General features: G+C 43.2%; 22 protein-coding genes and 1 CRISPR repeat array. Of the genes, 20 read left to right on the top strand and 2 right to left on the bottom strand.

Going from position 1 to position 20,861, the window contains the following annotated elements:
• Window positions 1-223: 223 nt before the first annotated feature.
• Window positions 224-843: direct repeats of the CRISPR family, unit length 35 nt; unit sequence GTTTTATCGGTCACAATTTTGGAGACTACAAAAAC.
• Window positions 844-1,140: 297 nt separating this feature from the next.
• From BWR56_RS06975 to BWR56_RS06955, 5 genes are all read left to right on the top strand, one after another.
• Complete coding sequence (locus tag BWR56_RS06975) at window positions 1,141-1,752, top strand: CadD family cadmium resistance transporter (RefSeq protein ID WP_000531728.1); 612 nt, start codon at window positions 1,141-1,143, stop codon at window positions 1,750-1,752.
• Between the two features lie 162 nt (window positions 1,753-1,914).
• Window positions 1,915-2,961 (top strand): FecCD family ABC transporter permease, encoded by a 1,047-nt coding sequence (locus BWR56_RS06970; protein ID WP_071851230.1) that lies wholly within the window; start codon window positions 1,915-1,917, stop codon window positions 2,959-2,961.
• Between the two features lies 1 nt (window position 2,962).
• Window positions 2,963-3,718 carry an ABC transporter ATP-binding protein gene (locus tag BWR56_RS06965; RefSeq protein ID WP_049505280.1) on the top strand — a complete coding sequence of 252 codons (756 nt, stop codon included), beginning with the start codon at window positions 2,963-2,965 and terminating at the stop codon, window positions 3,716-3,718.
• Between the two features lie 19 nt (window positions 3,719-3,737).
• Window positions 3,738-4,748 carry an ABC transporter substrate-binding protein gene (locus BWR56_RS06960; RefSeq protein ID WP_071851228.1) on the top strand — a complete coding sequence of 337 codons (1,011 nt, stop codon included), beginning with the start codon at window positions 3,738-3,740 and terminating at the stop codon, window positions 4,746-4,748.
• Window positions 4,729-5,421, top strand: a complete 693-nt coding sequence (locus BWR56_RS06955) for an alpha/beta hydrolase-fold protein (protein WP_071851226.1) — start codon at window positions 4,729-4,731, stop codon at window positions 5,419-5,421. The genes BWR56_RS06960 and BWR56_RS06955 overlap by 20 nt, the downstream gene beginning before the upstream one ends.
• A 42-nt stretch (window positions 5,422-5,463) precedes the next feature.
• Here the strand turns inward: BWR56_RS06955 and BWR56_RS06950 are convergent, their stop codons facing one another.
• The gene (locus BWR56_RS06950; protein WP_071851224.1) at window positions 5,464-6,213 is read right to left on the bottom strand and encodes a lysophospholipid acyltransferase family protein; all 750 of its coding nucleotides are present in this window, start codon (window positions 6,211-6,213) and stop codon (window positions 5,464-5,466) included.
• 132 nt (window positions 6,214-6,345) lie between these two features.
• Between BWR56_RS06950 and BWR56_RS06945 the strand changes: the two genes are divergently transcribed.
• The 6 genes from BWR56_RS06945 to BWR56_RS06920 all read left to right on the top strand — a co-directional run bounded on the left by BWR56_RS06945 (window position 6,346) and on the right by BWR56_RS06920 (window position 13,453).
• Window positions 6,346-8,682, top strand: coding sequence for a cation-translocating P-type ATPase (locus BWR56_RS06945; protein WP_071851222.1), 2,337 nt, complete (start codon window positions 6,346-6,348; stop codon window positions 8,680-8,682).
• A 101-nt stretch (window positions 8,683-8,783) separates the two neighbouring features.
• The gene (locus BWR56_RS06940; RefSeq protein WP_076984717.1) at window positions 8,784-9,461 is read left to right on the top strand and encodes a tRNA (adenine(22)-N(1))-methyltransferase; all 678 of its coding nucleotides are present in this window, start codon (window positions 8,784-8,786) and stop codon (window positions 9,459-9,461) included.
• A complete protein-coding gene (locus tag BWR56_RS06935) occupies window positions 9,448-10,245 on the top strand; it encodes a Nif3-like dinuclear metal center hexameric protein (protein WP_076984716.1) in 798 nt (265 codons plus the stop codon). Before BWR56_RS06940 ends, BWR56_RS06935 begins: the two co-directional genes overlap by 14 nt.
• 16 nt (window positions 10,246-10,261) lie before the next feature.
• Complete coding sequence (locus BWR56_RS06930; RefSeq protein WP_076984715.1) at window positions 10,262-11,365, top strand: NAD(P)/FAD-dependent oxidoreductase; 1,104 nt, start codon at window positions 10,262-10,264, stop codon at window positions 11,363-11,365.
• Window positions 11,366-11,466: 101 nt separating this feature from the next.
• A complete protein-coding gene (gene galE / locus BWR56_RS06925; RefSeq protein ID WP_049505285.1) occupies window positions 11,467-12,486 on the top strand; it encodes a UDP-glucose 4-epimerase GalE in 1,020 nt (339 codons plus the stop codon).
• Between the two features lies 1 nt (window position 12,487).
• Window positions 12,488-13,453, top strand: coding sequence for a glycosyltransferase family 2 protein (locus tag BWR56_RS06920; RefSeq protein ID WP_076984901.1), 966 nt, complete (start codon window positions 12,488-12,490; stop codon window positions 13,451-13,453).
• 75 nt (window positions 13,454-13,528) lie between these two features.
• Here BWR56_RS06920 and BWR56_RS06915 read toward each other — a convergent pair whose 3' ends face one another.
• Window positions 13,529-13,732 carry a ferredoxin gene (locus tag BWR56_RS06915; protein WP_002874767.1) on the bottom strand — a complete coding sequence of 68 codons (204 nt, stop codon included), beginning with the start codon at window positions 13,730-13,732 and terminating at the stop codon, window positions 13,529-13,531.
• A gap of 45 nt (window positions 13,733-13,777) precedes the next feature.
• On the opposite strand from BWR56_RS06915, the gene BWR56_RS06910 reads away from it, so the two are divergent.
• From BWR56_RS06910 to whiA, 9 genes are all read left to right on the top strand, one after another.
• Window positions 13,778-14,284: an SAG1386/EF1546 family surface-associated protein gene (locus BWR56_RS06910; RefSeq protein WP_076984714.1), complete on the top strand. Its 507-nt coding sequence runs from the start codon at window positions 13,778-13,780 to the stop codon at window positions 14,282-14,284.
• Between the two features lie 9 nt (window positions 14,285-14,293).
• Entirely contained in the window at window positions 14,294-14,968 is a 675-nt protein-coding gene (gene cmk / locus BWR56_RS06905) for a (d)CMP kinase (RefSeq protein ID WP_076984713.1), read from the top strand.
• Window positions 14,969-15,086: 118 nt separating this feature from the next.
• On the top strand, window positions 15,087-15,593 hold the full coding sequence (locus BWR56_RS06900) for a dihydrofolate reductase (protein ID WP_000162310.1): 507 nt from the start codon (window positions 15,087-15,089) through the stop codon (window positions 15,591-15,593).
• A gap of 201 nt (window positions 15,594-15,794) precedes the next feature.
• Window positions 15,795-17,027, top strand: a complete 1,233-nt coding sequence (clpX, locus tag BWR56_RS06890) for an ATP-dependent Clp protease ATP-binding subunit ClpX (protein WP_076984712.1) — start codon at window positions 15,795-15,797, stop codon at window positions 17,025-17,027.
• A gap of 8 nt (window positions 17,028-17,035) precedes the next feature.
• The gene (yihA, locus tag BWR56_RS06885) at window positions 17,036-17,623 is read left to right on the top strand and encodes a ribosome biogenesis GTP-binding protein YihA/YsxC (protein ID WP_000405196.1); all 588 of its coding nucleotides are present in this window, start codon (window positions 17,036-17,038) and stop codon (window positions 17,621-17,623) included.
• A gap of 9 nt (window positions 17,624-17,632) precedes the next feature.
• A complete protein-coding gene (locus tag BWR56_RS06880) occupies window positions 17,633-18,013 on the top strand; it encodes a RidA family protein (RefSeq protein ID WP_001140423.1) in 381 nt (126 codons plus the stop codon).
• A 51-nt stretch (window positions 18,014-18,064) separates the two neighbouring features.
• On the top strand, window positions 18,065-18,955 hold the full coding sequence (gene rapZ, locus BWR56_RS06875) for an RNase adapter RapZ (RefSeq protein ID WP_000163046.1): 891 nt from the start codon (window positions 18,065-18,067) through the stop codon (window positions 18,953-18,955).
• Window positions 18,952-19,929: a YvcK family protein gene (locus BWR56_RS06870; RefSeq protein WP_049505289.1), complete on the top strand. Its 978-nt coding sequence runs from the start codon at window positions 18,952-18,954 to the stop codon at window positions 19,927-19,929. Before rapZ ends, BWR56_RS06870 begins: the two co-directional genes overlap by 4 nt.
• Entirely contained in the window at window positions 19,926-20,837 is a 912-nt protein-coding gene (gene whiA / locus BWR56_RS06865; protein ID WP_049505290.1) for a DNA-binding protein WhiA, read from the top strand. The genes BWR56_RS06870 and whiA overlap by 4 nt, the downstream gene beginning before the upstream one ends.
• Window positions 20,838-20,861 lie beyond the last annotated feature (24 nt).

Here is a 20,861-nt window from a genome sequence, read left to right as displayed (position 1 = left end):
AGATTTTTTGTTTCACTAACATTTTTGTACAATCTTCGGCTTGCCGCTTAGTCTATAAACGTTTTATCCAGCAAGAATCATGATGCTAAGGGCGTTAAAAATCAGTATGAAAATAGGGAAAGGACACAGTGTTCGATGAACACAAGGAGTTTTATCTTTTTCACTAGGATTTTAGCCCAAGCTCAAATCAGCTCTCTGATATTCAGAGGGCTTTTTTATTGAGGTTTTATCGGTCACAATTTTGGAGACTATAAAAACAATCATTCTCAGTACCTCGAAGCGCATTGAGTTTTATCGGTCACAATTTTGGAGACTATAAAAACATAGTCGCTAGTGTATACATGGTTTCCGTAGTTTTATCGGTCACAATTTTGGAGACTACAAAAACCTAAAGAAAAAGTAACAGGAGCTGAGATTGGTTTTATCGGTCACAATTTTGGAGACTACAAAAACCAACTTCAACGTTGTCAAATTCATTCTTTTGTTTTATCGGTCACAATTTTGGAGACTACAAAAACAATGATCTTGGCTGTTGCAGCTCCAACATTGTTTTATCGGTCACAATTTTGGAGACTACAAAAACGCTTCAAACTCGATGGTGATAGGGCGAAGGGTTTTATCGGTCACAATTTTGGAGACTACAAAAACTCTTCGGTTATCTGCCACAAACTGTTTAGAGTTTTATCGGTCACAATTTTGGAGACTACAAAAACACAGTTTAATTTGTTTGAACGCCGAACTGCGTTTTATCGGTCACAATTTTGGAGACTACAAAAACAGGAAAATATAGACAAATTATAGATCTTTTGTTTTATCGGTCACAATTTTGGAGACTACAAAAACTCAAATGGTATCAGCTAATTACACCATAAAGGTGCGCAGCTACTCGGCTTGAAAAGTCGAGTAGCTGTCTGCAAGCCCCCTCGGAGAGCCCACACTTTACGAAGTAAAGTATAGTATGTTATACTTTACATGGAAGTAGTCACCGAATTCCAGTTAGAAATTACTTTGTAACTACGTTTTGAGGAGGAGTAAAATGCTTTCCTACGTTCGACATTACCCACTAGCGATAGCAAAATTAATGTGTCTGTGCTCTCCTAAAATCTGCTGATTTATTACTAACTAATACAGGAGGTTTTTATGGGACAGACAATCATATCTGCTATTGGTGTTTATATTTCCACCAGTATCGATTATTTAATTATTTTAATTATTTTATTTGCACAGCTATCACAGAATAAACAGAAATGGCATATTTATGCGGGGCAATATCTAGGAACAGGCTTACTTGTAGGGGCGAGTTTAGTTGCTGCTTATGTCGTTAATTTCGTGCCTGAAGAATGGATGGTTGGATTGCTTGGTTTAATCCCTATCTATTTAGGGATTCGCTTTGCAATTGTTGGAGAAGGTGAGGAAGAAGAGGAAGAAATTATTGAAAGATTAGAACAAAGCAAGGCAAATCAACTGTTTTGGACAGTTACATTGCTGACAATTGCGTCTGGCGGAGATAATTTAGGTATCTATATACCTTATTTTGCTTCGTTAGATTGGTCACAGACCCTCGTGGCGTTGCTTGTGTTTGTAATCGGCATAATTATCTTTTGCGAGATTAGTCGGATGTTATCCTCTATTCCGTTAATATTCGAGACAATTGAAAAATACGAGCGAATCATTGTGCCCATAGTATTCATTCTACTTGGACTATACATCATGTATGAAAATGGCACGATAGAGACTTTTCTGATCGTGTAGATTTTTTTGTTTCACTAGGATTCTGGCTCTAGTTCAAATCAGCTCTCAGATTTCAGAGGGCTTTTTCTATATATATTTCCATCCTTGTTCATCTAATAGAAATATGGTATACTTTTCATGAGAATTTTCTAAATTTTTAAGATTCTATCAAAGGAGGTTTGCATGCTTTCCAAATTTTCTGGAAGCCGACGGGACCTGCAATTTTTGTTACTTTTAGGTATTTTGCTAGCTGTTTTAGGGATTTCCCTCTTTCTAGCAGTTTCTATGGGATCCGTTGCGATTAATTTAGGCGATACCTATCGGATTATTTTGAGCAGGTTGGGTTTTCCTCTTGAGATAGGAGAGGTTTCCAAGTCCACTCTTGCCATTGTATGGAACATGAGATTCCCCCGAGTGTTGCTGGGTCTGATAGTAGGGGCTGGTCTTTCTATGTGTGGTAGCGTGATGCAGTCTACAGTGAACAATCCCATCGCAGAGCCTTATGTCTTAGGAATCTCTGCGGGTGCAACTCTAGGAGCAACCTTAAGCATCATTCTTGGTTTAAAATTGGTGATTAGCCTTGGAGCTTTTTTAGGAGCTATTTTGGCAACAATTGCTGTCCTTATCATTGCCTCTATGCAGGGCAGGATGACGACTTCCAGTCTGATCTTATCAGGAACGGTTGTCAATGCTCTCTTTCTGGCATTTTCCAACTTTATTATCTCAGTTGGCGCTAATGCGGACAGTGTGATGACCATTAAGTTTTGGACCATGGGCTCGCTTGCCGGGACTACCTGGTCTGACTTAGTCCTGCCAACTATAGTAGTAGGAATGGCCTTTCTATTTTTCTCTACTCAGTATCGTGTTTTTAATGCGATGATGATGGGAGATGAGGCTGCTTTAACTTTGGGAATTCCCTTACGCTTCTATTGGTATCTTTACGTGACCGTGGTGGCTGTGCTGACAGCTGTCTTGGTGGCAACTTGTGGGATTATTGGATTTGTTGGTCTGATTACTCCTCACTTAGCTCGAGGGTTAGTAGGAACGAATTACAGGAGACTTTTTCCTGTTGCGACCTTGCTGGGTGCCCTCTTTGTCATCTGGGCAGATGTACTCTCCCGTATCATCATTCCAAACGCTGAGTTGCCGATTGGTATTTTCACAGCCTTGGTAGGTGCTCCCTTCTTTATCTACATTGTTGGAGGTAGGCGAAGGGAGGTGAGGGCCTGATATGGACTTGATTTGTCAGGATGTCCACTTTGGACTAGGAGAGAAAAAAATCCTCAAAGGAGTTTCTCTTAAGGTTGAGGGGCATCAATTTCACACGATACTAGGACCAAATGGAAGTGGAAAGACCAGCCTGCTTAAACTTCTCTATCGTCAGGAAAAGGCGGACAAAGGCTTGATAAGACTAGATGAAAAGCCACTGGAGCATTGGTCACTCAAAGAAACAGCCAAGCAAATGGCAGTTGTAACCCAGTTTAATCAATTGCAGTTTGATTGTACAGTTGAGGAAATTGTCTTGCTGGGAAGAACGCCCCACCTGTCTTTTTTACAGAAGGAAAAGGAAAGAGATTATGCCCTCGTTCAAGATGCTCTCGTCAAGGTGGATATGCTTGAGAAGAAAACTCGTCTCTATTCGTCTCTGTCAGGGGGGGAGAAACAACGAGTCTTATTAGCCCGCGCCTTGGCGCAAGAACCGACTCTCTTGCTCCTGGACGAACCTACCAATCACCTGGATATCAAGTACCAGTTAGACTTGTTGGCCATTGTGAAGAATCTCAAGGTCAATGTTCTAGCTGTCCTACATGACATTCAACTTGCTTGTCGCTATTCGGATTATCTCTATCTGATGAAGGAGGGGGAAATCCTTTACCAAGGTATTCCAAAGGAGACCATCACCCCTGAGTCATTGCAAACTGTATACGGAGTTCAAAGTCAGGTTACTTGGACCGAGGATCAGCAAGCCATGATTCACTATTTATAAGAAAGAAAAGGAAAACAAGATGAAAAAAACACTAAGCATTTTACTCGTAACAGTAGCTACCCTAACTATGACAGCTTGTGGCAATACTACTACAGAAAAAACTACCACACAGTCTAGTACAGAAACAAGTCAAAAGGCCAGCACAGAGACGACTTATCCACTTACGGTCAAAACCTATGATGCTAAGGGAAATGAAGTCGAACAAGTCTTTGATAAGGCACCTGAAAAAGTTATCACCAACAATCTTTCAACCACTGAAATCTTATTGGAGTTAGGCTTGAAGGATAAAATTGCTGGCATGCTTAACCCTGATAATGCCGTGACTGACAAATACAAGGATGCGATTGCGACGATTCCTCAAATTGGGGATAAAAAAACAGTCTCACAAGAGACAGTCCTTTCTTATGAGCCAGATGCTGTGATGGGTCGAAACATGATGTTTTCTGAAAAATCCTTGGGGACAGTTAGCACTTGGAATGAAAATAAAATCCCAGTCTATACGCAAAAAGCTTCTCTCTCAACGATTCAGCAAGATTTGGGGAATATTGTAGAAGATGTCAAAAATCTGGGAATGATTTTTAATGTTCAGGACAAGGCTAACGAATACGCAGCTCAATTACAAGCTAAAATTGACGCTGTTAAGAAAGCAAACCCAGAAAGCCAAGGTGAGAAGAAAAAGGCTTTGATTATGGTTGCATATAACGACGAAACCTTCGGTGCTTACAAGTCTGCTTTGCAAGAAAGTTTGTTGAATCAACTTGGTTATACCAACGTTGCAACGGGAACATCAGGATTGACCTTGGAAAATCTCGTGTCAATGGATCCTGAGTTGATTATCTATGTAACCAGTGACCGCAATAAAAAATTGGATACCAACGCAGTAGAGTTGATGAAGGCAAATGAAGTTTTAGAAAACGTTCCTGCAATTAAGAATCAAAAAATCATGACCATTTCTTACGATGAGTTGATGGACTATGGTCCAGCAGTGATTGATTCCCTTGAGAAAATCAATGACTTTATCAATAAATAATGAGTTTGATTGGGAAGGGATCCAAGTCAAGATCAGTCTTCCTTCGACCTATGATCCCAATCAAACCTATCCAGTTATTCTCTTGAATGATGGAAACTTGGATTTCCTATCTTCCCTTTCAGAATCTGTGATTTTAGTGGGCTTGACCTCTAAAAATCGCCTAAACGACTACACTCCCTGGAAGGCATCTGCTCTGAGATATGGAGCTCCAAATTTTGGCGGTCAGGCAAATGCCTATCATGGTCATTTATTTGGAGGTCTTTTAGATAAGTTGCGGTCTCTTTATCGCCTGGACGAAGATCGCCTTGCCTATGGAGGATACTCATTAGGTGGACTGGCGGCAGTCTACAGTCTATTCAGCTTTGACAAGGTCTCCTGTATCTTCTCTATCTGCGGTTCCTTTTGGTATCCTGATTTTACGACTTATTGCAAGGATGAAAGGGTGAAAAATTTAGATTGTTTACTGTATTTACAGAATGGTCAAACAGAAGGAGTTCATCATACCAATCGTCTGGCTCAGGCACCAGCCTATGCTGAGCAGATCCATACCAGTCTTCAGAAACGTTATCCGACTGGTCAGTTTGTCTTTGATCCTTATGGGCATCATGAGCAAGTGGCTGAGCGCTTTCTAGCCTTTTCCAACTGGTTGGCCCAAAAGTGGAAAATCGAATAAAAGAAATATCCCTTGGCAAAAGCCAAGGGATATTTGTATTTTTTAACCAAGAGCCTCTCTCTTCTTATCTGGATTCCAGATAAAGCTTGCAATGAAGGTAAAGATAATCGTTAGGATACCAACAATCACAGCAAGGATGAGGGCTGGGATGCGGACAAACCACCAGAGTGGGTTTGGTTTTTTATCATTGTGCCATTGCTTGGTTTCTTCGTCTAAACGTTGGAATTCAGCTTGGATGCGGTCTGCAACCATTTCGATTCCTTCATCATTCATTTTCTTGATATCTGAGATATCGATTGGATTTCCAAAGTTCATATCGACACGTTCACGGCTGACCAATCCCTTCAAGGTCATAGGACCTGTGTAGGTAACCGGCATGATACGGACCTTGGCCATTTTAGCAATCAAGGCAACTCCACCCTTGACATCGTTTGAATGACGGCTCCCACTTGGGAACATGATGAGAGAGCGATCGCTTTTTTTGAGGACATTGATAGGGAACTTGATGGCAGAAGCGCTAGGATTTTCCCGGTCGATAGGGAAAGCACCACACATACGGATCCACCAGCCAAAGATACGGTTGTTAAACAGCTCTTTTTTGGCCATAAAGATGAACTGTTTTGGCTTGGTCGCAAAGGCCATGTAAACAGGATCCCACCAGGTACGGTGAGGTGCGACGAGGATATAGTTTTCGTCCCGGCTAGGGATTTTATCAGTATTGTGATAGTGGGCATTGCCATTGATGGACCACAAGATCAGCATGACTAGTCCACGTAAATAAGTATAAAACATGAGATCTCCTTCTATTGTATTGCTTTTATTATTATACCTTATCAAAAGACTGCTGGCAAACTTTTTCAGTTATCAGCCAACAGTTTTAGATGGGATTAGAATTCTTTTAAAAAAAATGATATGATAGAATTTATGGATAAAAAAAAGATTATGGGATTAACCCAAAGAGAAGTCAAGGAAAGACAGGCTCAAGGTTTGGTCAATGACTTTACCGCGTCGGCCAGTACCAGTACTTGGCAAATCTTCAAACGAAATGTTTTTACACTTTTTAACGCATTAAACTTTGTTATTGCCCTAGCGCTGGCCTTTGTGCAGGCTTGGAGCAATCTGGTCTTCTTTGCCGTTATCTGCTTTAACGCTTTTTCTGGGATTGTGACTGAGCTACGGGCCAAACATATGGTGGACAAGCTCAATCTCATGACCAAGGAAAAGGTCAAAACCATCCGTGATGGTCAAGAAGTTGCTCTCGATCCAGAAGAGTTGGTTCTAGGAGATGTCATTCGTCTGTCTGCTGGAGAGCAAATCCCTAGTGATGCTCTGGTTCTGGAAGGATTTGCGGAAGTCAATGAAGCCATGTTGACGGGTGAGAGTGATTTGGTGCAAAAAGAAGTGGATGCCTTGCTTTTATCAGGGAGTTTCCTAGCCAGTGGCGCAGTTTTGGCTCAAGTTCACCATGTCGGGGCAGACAACTATGCTTCCAAACTCATGCTGGAAGCTAAGACTGTGAAACCGATCAATTCCCGTATCATGAAATCGCTGGACAAGCTAGCTGGTTTTACTGGGAAGATTATCATTCCCTTTGGTCTAGCTCTCTTGTTAGAAGCCTTGATTTTAAAAGGCTTACCCCTCAAGTCATCTGTTGTAAATTCGTCAACAGCCCTTTTGGGTATGTTGCCCAAGGGAATCGCCCTTTTGACCATAACTTCGCTCTTGACTGCGGTGATCAAGCTGGGCTTGAAAAAGGTCTTGGTGCAGGAGATGTACTCTGTCGAAACCTTGGCGCGCGTGGATATGCTCTGTCTGGACAAGACAGGCACCATCACCCAAGGAAAGATGCAGGTGGAGGCTGTTCTTCCTCTGACGGAAACTTATGGTGATGAGGCTATTGCCAGAATTTTGACTAGCTATATCGCTCATAGTGAGGATAAAAATCCAACAGCTCAAGCCATTCGCCAGCGTTTCCAAGGACAGGTTGCCTATCCTGCGATCTCGAATCTTCCTTTCTCAAGCGACCGCAAGTGGGGAGCTATGGAATTGGAAGGCTTGGGGACAGTTTTCTTAGGTGCACCTGAGATGTTGCTGGACTCTGAAGTTCCAGAAGCCAGAGAGGCCTTGGAGAGAGGGTCACGTGTCTTGGTCTTAGCCCTCAGTCAGGAAAAACTAGACTATCACAAACCACAGAAACCGTCTGACATTCAAGCCCTGGCCTTGCTGGAAATCTTGGACCCCATTCGAGAAGGAGCAGCTGAGACACTAGACTATCTCCGTTCCCAGGAAGTGGGTCTCAAGATTATCTCTGGTGACAATCCGGTCACTGTATCCAGCATTGCCCAGAAAGCTGGTTTTGCCGACTATCACAGCTATGTAGACTGTTCAAAAATAACGGATGAGGAATTGGTTGCTATGGCTGAAGAGACAGCAATTTTTGGTCGTGTTTCCCCTCATCAAAAGAAACTCATCATCCAAACCCTGAAAAAAGCAGGGCATACAACGGCTATGACAGGGGATGGTGTCAATGATATCCTAGCTCTCCGCGAAGCAGATTGTTCTATCGTTATGGCTGAAGGAGATCCTGCGACTCGTCAGATTGCTAATCTGGTTCTCTTGAACTCTGACTTTAATGATGTTCCTGAGATTCTCTTTGAAGGTCGTCGTGTGGTCAATAACATTGCCCATATTGCACCGATTTTCTTGATAAAGACAATCTATTCCTTCTTGCTCGCTGTCATCTGTATCGCCAGTGCTCTTCTAGGACGGTCTGAGTGGATTTTGATTTTCCCCTTCATTCCAATCCAGATTACCATGATCGACCAATTCGTGGAAGGTTTCCCACCATTCGTTCTGACTTTTGAGCGAAATATCAAACCTGTTGAACCAAATTTCCTCAGAAGATCCATGCTTCGTGCCCTACCAAGTGCTCTCATGGTCGTCTTCAGCGTTCTCTTTGTCAAAATACTTGGAAGTAGTCAAGGTTGGTCAGAGTTAGAAATCTCAACCCTACTTTATTATCTCCTTGGGTCTATCGGTTTCTTATCCGTATTTAGAGCCTGCATGCCATTTACCCTCTGGCGTGTCCTCTTGATTGTTTGGTCAGTAGGAGGCTTCCTAGCCACAGCTCTCTTCCCAAGAATCCAGAAACTGCTTGAAATTTCGACCTTAACTGGACAAACGTTACCTGTTTATGGGGCCATGATGCTGGTATTTACGGTGCTTTTCATTCTAACCAGTCGTTACCAAGCTAGAAAATAAAGAAAGACTGCAATCTGTGGATTGTGGTCTTTTTAGGTGCAAGATTGCTAGCTGAAATATGGTATAATAAGAGGTAACAGAGTTTTGGAAAGTGAGAGAAGATGATTTCAAAGAGATTAGAATTGGTAGCGTCCTTTGTGCCACAAGGTGCCATTTTACTAGATGTAGGGAGTGACCATGCTTATCTGCCGATTGACTTGGTTGAGAGAGGCCAAATCAAAAGCGCCATTGCAGGGGAAGTGGTGGAAGGTCCTTACCAGTCTGCGGTTAAAAATGTTGAGGCTCACGGTCTAAAGGAGAAAATCCAAGTCCGTTTAGCCAATGGCTTAGCGGCATTTGAAGAGGCTGACCAAGTTTCTATTATCACCATTGCTGGTATGGGTGGCCGTTTGATTGCGACCATATTGCAAGAAGGCTTGGACAAGCTGGCTAATGTAGAGCGTTTAATCCTCCAACCCAATAATCGTGAAGACGACTTGCGCATTTGGTTGCAAGACAATGGTTTTCAGATTGTGGCAGAAAGCATCCTAGAAGAAGCAGGCAAGTTTTATGAAATTCTAGTTGTAGAAGCGGGACAAATGAAGCTATCAGCCAGTGATGTTCGCTTTGGTCCCTTCTTGTCCAAAGAAACCAACCCAGTCTTCGTTCAAAAGTGGCAAAAAGAAGCAGCTAAGTTAGAGTTTGCCCTTGATCAAATTCCAGAAAAAAATATGGAAGAACGTCAAGTTTTAGTAGATAAAATTCAAGCCATCAAGGAGGTACTCCATGCTAGCAAGTGAAGTCATTAAACGCTATGAAACCTTTTGCCCTCAGGAATTTTCCATGGAGGGAGACAGTCGTGGCCTGCAAATCGGTACTCTAGACAAGGATATCCAAAGGGTCATGGTTGCCCTCGATATTCGAGAAGAGACGGTGGCAGAGGCCATTGAAAAGGGTGTGGATTTGATTATCGTTAAGCACGCGCCTATCTTTCGTCCCATCAAGGACTTGGTAGCCAACCGTCCGCAAAATCAGATTTACATCGACCTGATCAAGCATGACATCGCAGTTTATGTCAGCCATACCAATATTGACATTGTTGATAACGGGTTAAATGACTGGTTCTGCCAGATGCTAGGCATTGAGGAGACGACTTATCTGCAGGAAACTGGCTCAGAACGTGGGATTGGACGGATTGGGAATATTCAGCCTCAGACATTTGGGGAATTGGCCCAGCATGTCAAACAAGTCTTTGGCCTAGATAGTCTTCGAATGGTGCATTATCAAGAGAGTGATTTGCAGAAGCCCATTTCAAGAGTGGCCATCTGTGGTGGCAGCGGGCAATCTTTTTATAAGGATGCTTTAGCAAAGGGAGCAGATGTCTATATAACTGGTGATATCTACTACCATACAGCACAGGATATGCTGTCTGATGGTTTGCTGGCATTGGACCCGGGCCACTATATCGAAGTGCTTTTTGTGGAAAAAATTGCTGCACTCCTTACTCAATGGAAGGAAGAAAAGGGTTGGACTATTGATATTGTACCTAGTCAAGCATCGACCAATCCTTTCCACCATATCTAGTTAGGAAGTGAAGACAATGAAAAAAGTTGCCATTATTGGAGCAGGGATTGTAGGGGCAACTGCTGCCTACTACCTCTCTAAAGAAAGTGATTTAGAGGTGACCGTTTTTGACCATGGAAAGGGGCAAGCAACCAAGGCTGCAGCGGGAATTATCAGTCCTTGGTTTTCCAAACGTCGCAATAAAGCCTGGTATAAGATGGCGCGCTTGGGGGCTGACTTTTATGTGGATTTGTTGGCTGATATAGAAAAGTCTGGTCAGGAAATTGATTTTTACCAGCGTTCGGGAGTTTTTCTCTTGAAAAAGGATGAATCCAAGTTAGAAGAACTCTATGAACTAGCACTCCAGCGTAGGGAAGAATCTCCCTTGATAGGTCAATTAGCCATTTTAGACCAAGCATCTGCAAATGAATTATTCCCTGGTTTGCAGGGATTTGACAGCCTGCTCTATGCTTCTGGTGGGGCACGGGTGGATGGTCACCTATTAGTGACTCGTTTGCTAGAAGCCAGTCAAGTCAAGCTGGTCAAAGAAAAAGTGAGTCTGACACCTTTAGCAACTGGCTATCAGATTGGCGAAGAGGTGTTTGATCAGCTTATTCTAGCGACGGGAGCTTGGTTGGGGGACATTTTGGAACCTTTAGGATATGAGGTAGATGTTCGTCCCCAAAAGGGGCAACTCCGAGATTATCAGCTTGCCCAAGACATGGAATCATACCCTGTTGTCATGCCAGAAGGGGAGTGGGATTTGATCCCTTTTGCAGGTGGGAAATTGTCCTTGGGCGCTACCCACGAAAATGATATGGGATTTGACTTGACGGTAGATGAAACCTTGCTCCAACAAATGGAGGATGCGGCCTTGCCTCACTATCCAGCCTTGGCAGAAGCGAAATCATCGGGTGATCGTGTGGGAATTCGTGCCTACACCAGTGATTTCTCCCCTTTCTTTGGGCAGGTACCAGGATTGGCAGGTGTCTATGCGGCTAGTGGACTAGGTTCATCAGGTCTCACAACGGGTCCTATCATCGGTTACCATCTAGCCCAGCTGGTCCAAGACAAGGAGTTGACCTTGGACCCAGTAAACTACCCAATCGCAAACTATGTCAAACGAGTAAAAAGCGAATAAGATTTTACTGAAATTTTAGCAGGTAGTTTAGGATGTCAAATGACATTCCCTATCAAAAATGATAAAATAAGAAAAAATAATCCGAGAATCGAGGAAAAAAGATGCAAGAAAAGATTTTGGTAACTGGTGGTGCTGGATTTATCGGAACCCACACTGTTATTGAGTTGATCCAAGCAGGTCATCAAGTGGTTGTGGTGGATAATCTTGTCAATAGCAATCGTAAAAGTTTAGAAGTTGTTGAAAGAATCACAGGAGTTGAGATTCCTTTTTATGAGGCAGATATCCGTGACACGGATACTCTCAGAGATATTTTCAAGCAGGAAGAACCGACTGGTGTGATTCACTTTGCTGGGTTGAAGGCTGTTGGCGAATCAACACGTATCCCTCTTACCTACTATGACAACAATATCGCTGGAACTGTCAGCCTTTTAAAAGCCATGGAAGAGAACAACTGTAAGAACATCATCTTCAGTTCTTCTGCGACAGTTTACGGAGATCCTCATACAGTTCCAATCCTAGAAGATTTCCCACTTTCAGTGACCAATCCATACGGTCGCACCAAGCTCATGCTAGAGGAAATTTTGACCGATATCTACAAGGCTGACTCAGAATGGAATGTGGTCTTGCTTCGTTACTTTAATCCAATCGGAGCGCATGAAAGTGGAGACTTGGGAGAAAATCCTAACGGAATTCCAAACAATCTCTTGCCTTATGTTTCGCAAGTAGCAGTGGGCAAACTAGAACAAGTACAAGTGTTTGGAGATGATTACGATACAGAAGATGGAACCGGGGTTCGTGACTATATCCATGTTGTCGATTTAGCTAAAGGTCACGTTGCAGCTTTGAAAAAAATCCAAAAAGGTTCAGGTCTAAACATTTATAACCTTGGAACTGGTAAAGGTTACTCCGTTCTTGAAATTATCCAAAATATGGAAAAAGCAGTGGGACGTCCTATTCCTTACCGCATCGTAGAACGCCGCCCAGGTGATATAGCTGCCTGCTACTCAGACCCAGCAAAAGCCAAAGCAGAGCTCGGATGGGAAGCAGAACTCGACATCACCCAAATGTGTGAAGACGCATGGCGTTGGCAAAGCAAGCATCCAAATGGATTTGAATACTAAGATGATGATTTCAATCATTGTCCCATGTCTAAACGAAGAGGAAATACTTCCTCTTTTTTATCAGTCTGTTGAAGTGCTGCTTCCTGACTTGGGAGTAGAAGTCGAATATGTCTTTGTAGACGATGGCTCAAACGATGGGACCTTAGAGCTTTTGAAGGCCTATCGGGAGCAAAATCCTGCGGTCCATTATGTCTCATTCTCACGAAATTTTGGGAAAGAGGCAGCCTTATACGCAGGCTTGCAGCATGCAACTGGAGACTTGGTGGTCGTGATGGATGCAGACCTTCAGGATCCTCCTAGTATGCTACTTGAGATGAAAGCCTTACTAGACCAAAATGCAGACATAGACTGTGTTGGGACACGGAGAACTAGTCGGGAGGGAGAACCCTTTTTCCGCAGTTTCTGTGCGGACCTCTTTTACCGCCTCATGCAAAAAATTAGCCCAGTGGCTCTACCCTCAGGTGTCCGTGATTTTCGCATGATGAGAAGGTCTGTGGTAGATGCTATTTTAACACTGACCGAATCCAATCGTTTTTCTAAAGGACTCTTTGCCTGGGTGGGTTTTAAAACGCACTATCTTGATTATCCAAACGTTGAACGACAGGCTGGCAAGACCAGTTGGAGTTTTAGACAACTCTTTTTCTACTCGATTGAAGGAATTCTCAATTTTTCAGATTTTCCCTTGAGTATAGCCTTTGTAGCGGGACTTCTATCTTGTTTTCTTTCTTTTGTGATGACAGTTTTTGTAGTGTTTCGGACTCTTATCTTGGGAAATCCGACATCTGGTTGGACCTCTTTGATGGCTGTCATTCTTTTTCTTGGAGGGATTCAACTTCTGACTATTGGGATTCTCGGTAAGTATATCAGTAAGATTTATCTAGAGACCAAAAAAAGACCACTCTATCTCGTCAAAGAAAAAAGTGACCTTTCTATTATTGAAGGAAAAAATAACCAAAAAAGACTATAATTTTACCTAGAAATATGCTAAACTAGTAGGTGTGGGAAAAATGAGAAAAAATCAATTATATTTATTCCCTGCTTCCTACGATGGATCTTTTAGAAGTGCTCTTGTAGGACAATTTTTGATGGCCTCCAGAACATCGCTGGTCTCAGCGATTTCTCTTTGCAATTCAACTGGATCATCGTAAAATCGAACGATTCCATTATCATGGTAATCAAAGAGTTCAGAATAGGTTTGGCAAAGCCCGCAGGCAATGCACCGTTCGGGTATAAGTGTGACTTTCATATTTATATTGTAATAAGAAAATGTAAAAAAAACAAGGAGTAAGGTATGGAAAAAGAACCGTGGCAAGAAGATATTTACGAAAACAATGAGGAAGAGACAAGATCAGAGCGTCGACACCGGAAACAAAAAGGGAAGGGCGTTGTTGCGAATCGTGTCTTGACGGTTCTAGCTAGCCTCTTCTTTGTAATCGTTGTAGCGATGGTAGTTGTATTGATTTACCTATCAACCGGAGGAAGCAATCGTACTTCATCTTTGAAGGACTTCTATGATGCATCGTCTCCTTCTACAAGTTCAAGTTCTAAAGTGGAAGCATCATCATCTTCAAGTAGCAAGGTAGAGGAAACATCTTCTTCTGAATCAACACCTTCAGAGAGCAGTTCGGAAGAACATACAGAGGGTGAAGGAACACTTACAGTACAGCCGGGAGAGGGAGAAGCAGCTCTTGCTCAACGTGCAGGGATTTCCATTGCCCAGCTAGAGGCTCTAAATCCTTCTCATATGTCATCTGGATCTTGGTTTGCCAACCCAGGTGATGTGATTAAGACAAGATAGGAGTCGGTCATGAAGACAATTCAAATTGCTATCGATGGTCCGGCTTCGAGTGGTAAGAGTACGGTCGCAAAGATTGTCGCTAAGGATTTTGGTTACACTTATCTCGATACGGGTGCTATGTACCGTGCTGCGACTTATATAGCGCTCAAACACCAGTTGGATGCAGGAAATGTAGATCAACTTCTCGAGCTTCTTAACCAACACCCCATTAGTTTTGGTCGTTCAGAAACTGGTGAGCAACTTGTTTTTGTAGGGGATGTTGATATTACGCATCCGATTCGTGAAAATGAAGTGACCAACAAGGTTTCAAGCATTGCTGCCATTCCTGAAGTGCGTGAGAAACTGGTTTCGCTCCAGCAAGAGATTGCTCAGCAAGGTGGTATCGTCATGGATGGGCGTGATATCGGGACAGTTGTTTTACCACAAGCTGAACTCAAGATTTTCTTAGTGGCTTCTGTTGAAGAAAGAGCAGAGCGTCGTTACAAGGAAAATATTGTTAAAGGGATTGAAACAGACCTTGAAACGTTGAAAGAAGAGATTGCGGCGCGTGACTACAAGGATAGTCATCGTGAAACCTCACCTCTCAAACAGGCTGAGGATGCAGTTTACCTTGACACAACTGGACTAAGTATCCAAGAAGTGGTCGAAAAAATCGAATCAGAAGCAAAAAAATATTTGTCCTAGGGACGAGAGGAGCAGGCTAAATGAAGCCTGCTCCTTTTCTCTCTTTTGCGCGCGTTTCAAAACAGTCTTTTTGGGAGAATTTTGATAAAATAGTAGTATCAATAAAAAGGACGGAAGCATGACAAAGAAAATCATAGCCATTTGGGCCCAAGATGAAAAAGGTGTGATTGGGAAGGAAGATCGTCTCCCTTGGCATTTGCCAGCAGAGTTGCAACATTTTAAGGAAACAACTTTAAATCATGCTATACTGATGGGGCGAGTGACCTTTGATGGCATGGGACGTCGTCTGCTTCCAAAACGGCAAACCCTGATTTTAACGCGCAATAGCGAAGAAGTCATAGATGGGGCGCTCGTATTTCAAGATGTGGAGTCTGTTTTAGCGTGGTATCAGAGTCAGGAAAAAAATCTCTATATCCTTGGCGGAAAACAGATTTTTCAGGCTTTTGAGCCCTATTTAGATGAAATCATCGTGACACAGATTCATGCTCAGGTGGAGGGAGATACCTATTTCCCTGAGGAGTTTGACTTGTCTCGTTTTGAGACAGTAGCAAGCAAATCTTACACCCGAGATGAGAAAAACGACTATGATTTTACTATCGAATACCGAGATAGAAAGGAAGTCTAATGGAGCGCAGTATATTTGGATTTTTTACAGCTTTTTTGTGTGTGATCTGTATTTTGACTGGAGCACAGGCTTTTCGTAAGAAGCGCTATGGACTGTCTGCTTTACTCTGGTTGAATGCTTTTACCAATCTGGTGAACAGTGTCCACGCTTTTTATATGACCTTATTTTAGATAGAATGATAAATTAGAATGGAAGGAAATCATGCCTACAAATAGGAAAAATGATATGATGGTTTATTGCTCATTTTGTGGCAAAAGCCAAGAAGAAGTAAAGAAAATAATCGCTGGGAACAACGCCTTTATCTGTAATGAATGTGTGGAGTTGGCCCAGGAAATCATTCGGGAGGAGTTGGCCGAGGAAGTTTTGGCAGACTTGTCTGAAGTACCAAAACCAATCGAACTCCTCAATATCTTAAACCACTATGTGATTGGTCAAGATCGTGCCAAACGTGCCTTGGCAGTGGCTGTTTACAACCACTACAAACGCATCAATTTCCACGATACGCGTGAAGAGTCAGAAGATGTGGATTTGCAGAAGTCAAACATCTTGATGATTGGCCCAACTGGTTCAGGGAAAACTTTCTTGGCTCAGACTTTGGCTAAGAGCTTGAACGTGCCTTTCGCTATTGCAGATGCAACAGCTCTTACTGAGGCTGGTTATGTAGGTGAGGACGTGGAAAATATCCTCCTCAAACTCTTGCAGGCTGCTGACTTTAACATCGAACGTGCAGAACGTGGGATTATCTACGTAGATGAAATTGATAAGATTGCCAAGAAGAGCGAGAACGTCTCTATCACACGTGACGTTTCGGGTGAAGGGGTGCAACAAGCCCTTCTCAAGATTATCGAGGGAACTGTCGCTAGTGTACCACCTCAAGGTGGACGCAAACATCCACAACAAGAGATGATTCAGGTAGATACCAGGAATATCCTCTTCATCGTGGGTGGTGCTTGTGATGGTATCGAAGAAATCGTTAAACAACGTCTGGGTGAAAAAGTCATCGGTTTCGGCCAAAATAACAAGGCGATTGATGAAAACAGCTCCTACATGCAAGAAATTATCGCAGAGGATATTCAAAAATTCGGTATTATCCCTGAGTTGATTGGACGCTTGCCTGTCTTTGCTGCTCTTGAGCAATTGACGGTCGATGACTTGGTTCGCATCTTGAAAGAACCAAGAAATGCCTTGGTGAAACAATACCAAACCTTGCTTTCTTATGATGATGTTGAGTTGGAATTTGACGATGAAGCCCTTCAAGAAATCGCCAATAAGGCTATCGAACGCAAAACGGGTGCGCGTGGTCTTCGCTCAATCATCGAAGAAACCATGCTAGACGTTATGTTTGAGGTACCAAGTCAGGAAAATGTGAAATTGGTCCGCATCACGAAAGAAGCTGTCGATGGAACGGAAAAACCAATCCTAGAAACAGCCTAGAGGTGACTATGGAAATCAATACACACAATGCTGAAATCCTGCTCAGTGCGGCCAATAAGTCCCACTATCCGCAGGATGACCTGCCAGAGATTGCCCTTGCAGGGCGTTCAAATGTCGGCAAGTCTAGCTTTATCAACACCATGCTGAACCGCAAAAATCTGGCCCGTACATCAGGAAAACCTGGGAAAACCCAGCTACTCAACTTCTTTAACATTGATGACAAGATGCGTTTTGTGGATGTACCAGGTTATGGCTATGCCCGCGTTTCCAAAAAGGAACGTGAAAAATGGGGGCGCATGATTGAGGAGTATTTGACCACTCGGGAAAATCTCCGTGCCGTGGTCAGTCTGGTGGATCTCCGTCACGACCCGTCAGCAGATGATGTGCAGATGTACGAATTTCTCAAGTATTATGAGATTCCGGTTATCATCGTTGCGACTAAGGCAGATAAGATTCCCCGTGGTAAGTGGAACAAGCATGAATCAGCAATCAAAAAGAAATTAAACTTTGACCCAAGTGACGACTTCATCCTCTTTTCATCTGTCAGCAAGGCAGGGATGGATCAGGCTTGGGATGCAATATTAGAAAAATTGTGAGGGAAAGAAATGGCAAAAACAATTCATACAGACAAAGCTCCAAAAGCAATCGGACCTTATGTTCAAGGAAAAATCGTTGGTAATCTTTTGTTTGCTAGCGGTCAAGTTCCCCTATCTCCTGAAACTGGAGAAATTGTAGGAGAGACTATCCAAGAACAGACAGAACAAGTTTTGAAAAATATCGGTGCTATTTTGGCTGAAGCAGGAACAGACTTTGACCATGTTGTCAAAACAACTTGCTTCTTGAGTGATATGAATGACTTTGTTCCTTTTAACGAGGTTTACCAGACTGCCTTTAACGAGGAATTTCCAGCTCGTTCAGCTGTAGAGGTTGCACGTCTTCCTCGTGATGTAAAAGTCGAAATTGAAGTGATCGCAGAGATTGGATAAGCTAGTTGAAGTTTGGCTCTGCCAAACTTTTTTTGATATAAGGAGAGATAGATGACAAAGAAACAACTTCACCTGGTAATTGTGACAGGGATGAGTGGCGCAGGGAAAACAGTAGCCATTCAGTCCTTCGAGGATTTGGGATATTTCACTATTGACAATATGCCACCAGCCCTCTTGCCAAAGTTTTTGCAGTTGGTAGAGACCAAGGATGATGACCACAAACTGGCCTTGGTTGTGGACATGCGTAGCCGTTCCTTCTTTTCAGAGATTCAGGCCGTTTTGGATGAATTGGAAAACCAAGATGATTTGGATTTCAAAATTCTCTTTTTGGATGCAAAAGATAAGGAATTGGTGGCCCGTTACAAGGAAACCAGACGGAGTCACCCTCTAGCAGCGGATGGTCGGATTTTGGACGGCATCAAGCTGGAGCGCGAGCTCTTGGCACCTTTGAAAAACATGAGCCAAAATGTGGTGGATACGACAGAACTTACTCCGCGTGAACTTCGTAAAACCATTGCTGAGCAATTTTCAGACCAAGAACAGGCCCAGTCTTTCCGTATCGAGGTCATGTCTTTTGGCTTTAAATATGGAATTCCAATCGATGCAGATTTGGTCTTTGATGTCCGTTTCTTGCCAAATCCATACTACCTCCCTGAACTCCGTAATCAGACAGGTGAGGATCAAGCAGTTTATGACTATGTGATGAATCATGAAGAGTCTGAAAGTTTTTATCAGCACTTACTCGCCTTGATTGAGCCCATTTTGCCAAGTTACAAAAAAGAAGGCAAGTCTGTTTTAACCATTGCAGTAGGATGTACAGGTGGACAACACCGTAGTGTTGCCTTTGCCAAACGCATAGCTGAGGACCTTGCTAAAAACTGGCCTGTCAATGAAAGCCATCGTGACAAAGACAGAAGAAAGGAAACGGTAAACCGTTCATGAGAAAACCAAAGATAACGGTAATTGGTGGAGGAACAGGTATCCCCGTCATTTTGAAAAGCTTGCGAGAAAAGGATGTTGATATCGCAGCTATCGTAACGGTAGCTGATGATGGTGGCTCTTCTGGTGAACTAAGAAAGAATATCCAACAGCTGACACCACCAGGCGATCTTCGCAATGTCCTGGTAGCCATGTCGGATATGCCTAAGTTTTATGAGAAGGTTTTTCAGTACCGTTTCTCAGAAGAGGCTGGAGCTTTTGCGGGTCATCCCTTGGGGAATATCATCATAGCAGGGCTCTCTGAAATGCAAGGATCTACCTACAATGCTATGCAATTACTCAGTAAGTTCTTTCACACAACAGGAAAAATCTACCCCTCAAGCGATCAGCCTTTGACACTGCATGCAGTCTTTAGAGACGGTTCTGAGGTGGCAGGTGAGAGCCACATTGCAGATCATCCAGGCATGATCGACCATGTCTATGTGACCAATACCTTGGATGATGAGACACCCCAAGCCAGCCGTCGAGTAGTCAATACCATTCTCGAGAGTGACATGATTGTCTTGGGGCCTGGTTCCCTCTTTACATCGATTTTGCCGAATATTGTCATCGAGGAGATTGGACAGGCACTCTTGGAGACTAAGGCAGAGATCGCCTATGTCTGCAATATCATGACCCAGCGTGGGGAAACAGAGCACTTTTCAGACAGTGACCACGTGGAAGTCCTCCATCGACACTTAGGTCGGCCTTTTATTGATACGGTCTTGGTTAATATCGAGAAGGTTCCTAGAGAATACATGGATACCAACCGTTTTGATGAATATTTGGTTCAGGTAGAGCATGACTTTGCTGGTCTTTGCAAGCAGGTCCCTCGTGTGATTTCATCCAACTTCCTTCGTTTGGAAAATGGAGGAGCCTTCCATGATGGCGATTTGATTGTAGATGAATTGATGCGCATTATACAGGTGAGAAAATGAGTTTCACAGTTGCAGTAAAAGAGGAAATTCTTGGTCAACACCATCTCAGTCGTTATGAACTATCGGCCATTATCAAGATGTCTGGTAGCATCGGTCTCTCGACTTCAGGCTTGACCTTGTCCGTCGTGACCGAAAATGCCAAGTTGGCTCGGCACCTTTATGAATCCTTTCTCCATTTTTATGAGATCAAGTCAGAAATTCGTCACCATCAGAGAAGCAATCTTCGCAAGAATCGTGTCTACACGGTCTATACTGATGAGAGGGTGCAGGAGCTTTTAGCTGATTTGCGGCTTGCGGATTCCTTCTTTGGTTTGGAGACGGGTATTGATCCCGATATTTTAGCAGATGAGGAGGCTGGTCGTGCTTACTTATGTGGGGCCTTTCTGGCAAATGGTAGCATCCGAGATCCTGAGTCTGGCAAGTACCAGTTGGAGATCAGTTCCGTTTATTTGGACCACGCCCAAGGACTAGCCTCTCTCCTTCAGCAGTTTTTGCTGGACGCCAAGGTTATTGAGCGCAAGAAAGGTGCAGTTACCTATCTTCAACGTGCAGAGGACATCATGGATTTCTTGATCGTGATTGGGGCCATGCAAGCGCGTGATAATTTTGAGCGCGTCAAGATTTTGCGTGAAACCCGTAATGATCTCAATCGGGCTAATAATGCCGAGACAGCTAATATCGCTCGAACGGTTTCTGCTAGTATGAAGACCATCAATAATATCAGTAAAATCAAAGATAGAATGGGTTTGGAAAATTTACCCGTGGATTTGCAAGAGGTAGCGCAGTTGCGGATTCAGCACCCAGACTACTCTATCCAGCAGTTGGCAGATAGCCTGAGCAATCCCCTGACCAAAAGTGGCGTCAACCACAGACTTAGAAAGATCAATAAAATAGCAGATGAACTATAAAACCACGAATCAGTTGATCCGTGG

The organism is Streptococcus oralis (assembly GCF_001983955.1).
Taxonomy (GTDB): Bacteria; Bacillota; Bacilli; order Lactobacillales; family Streptococcaceae; genus Streptococcus; species Streptococcus jiangnanensis.
Note: the sequence above shows the minus strand (reverse complement) of the source record. Positions and strands in the feature narration are given on the sequence as shown.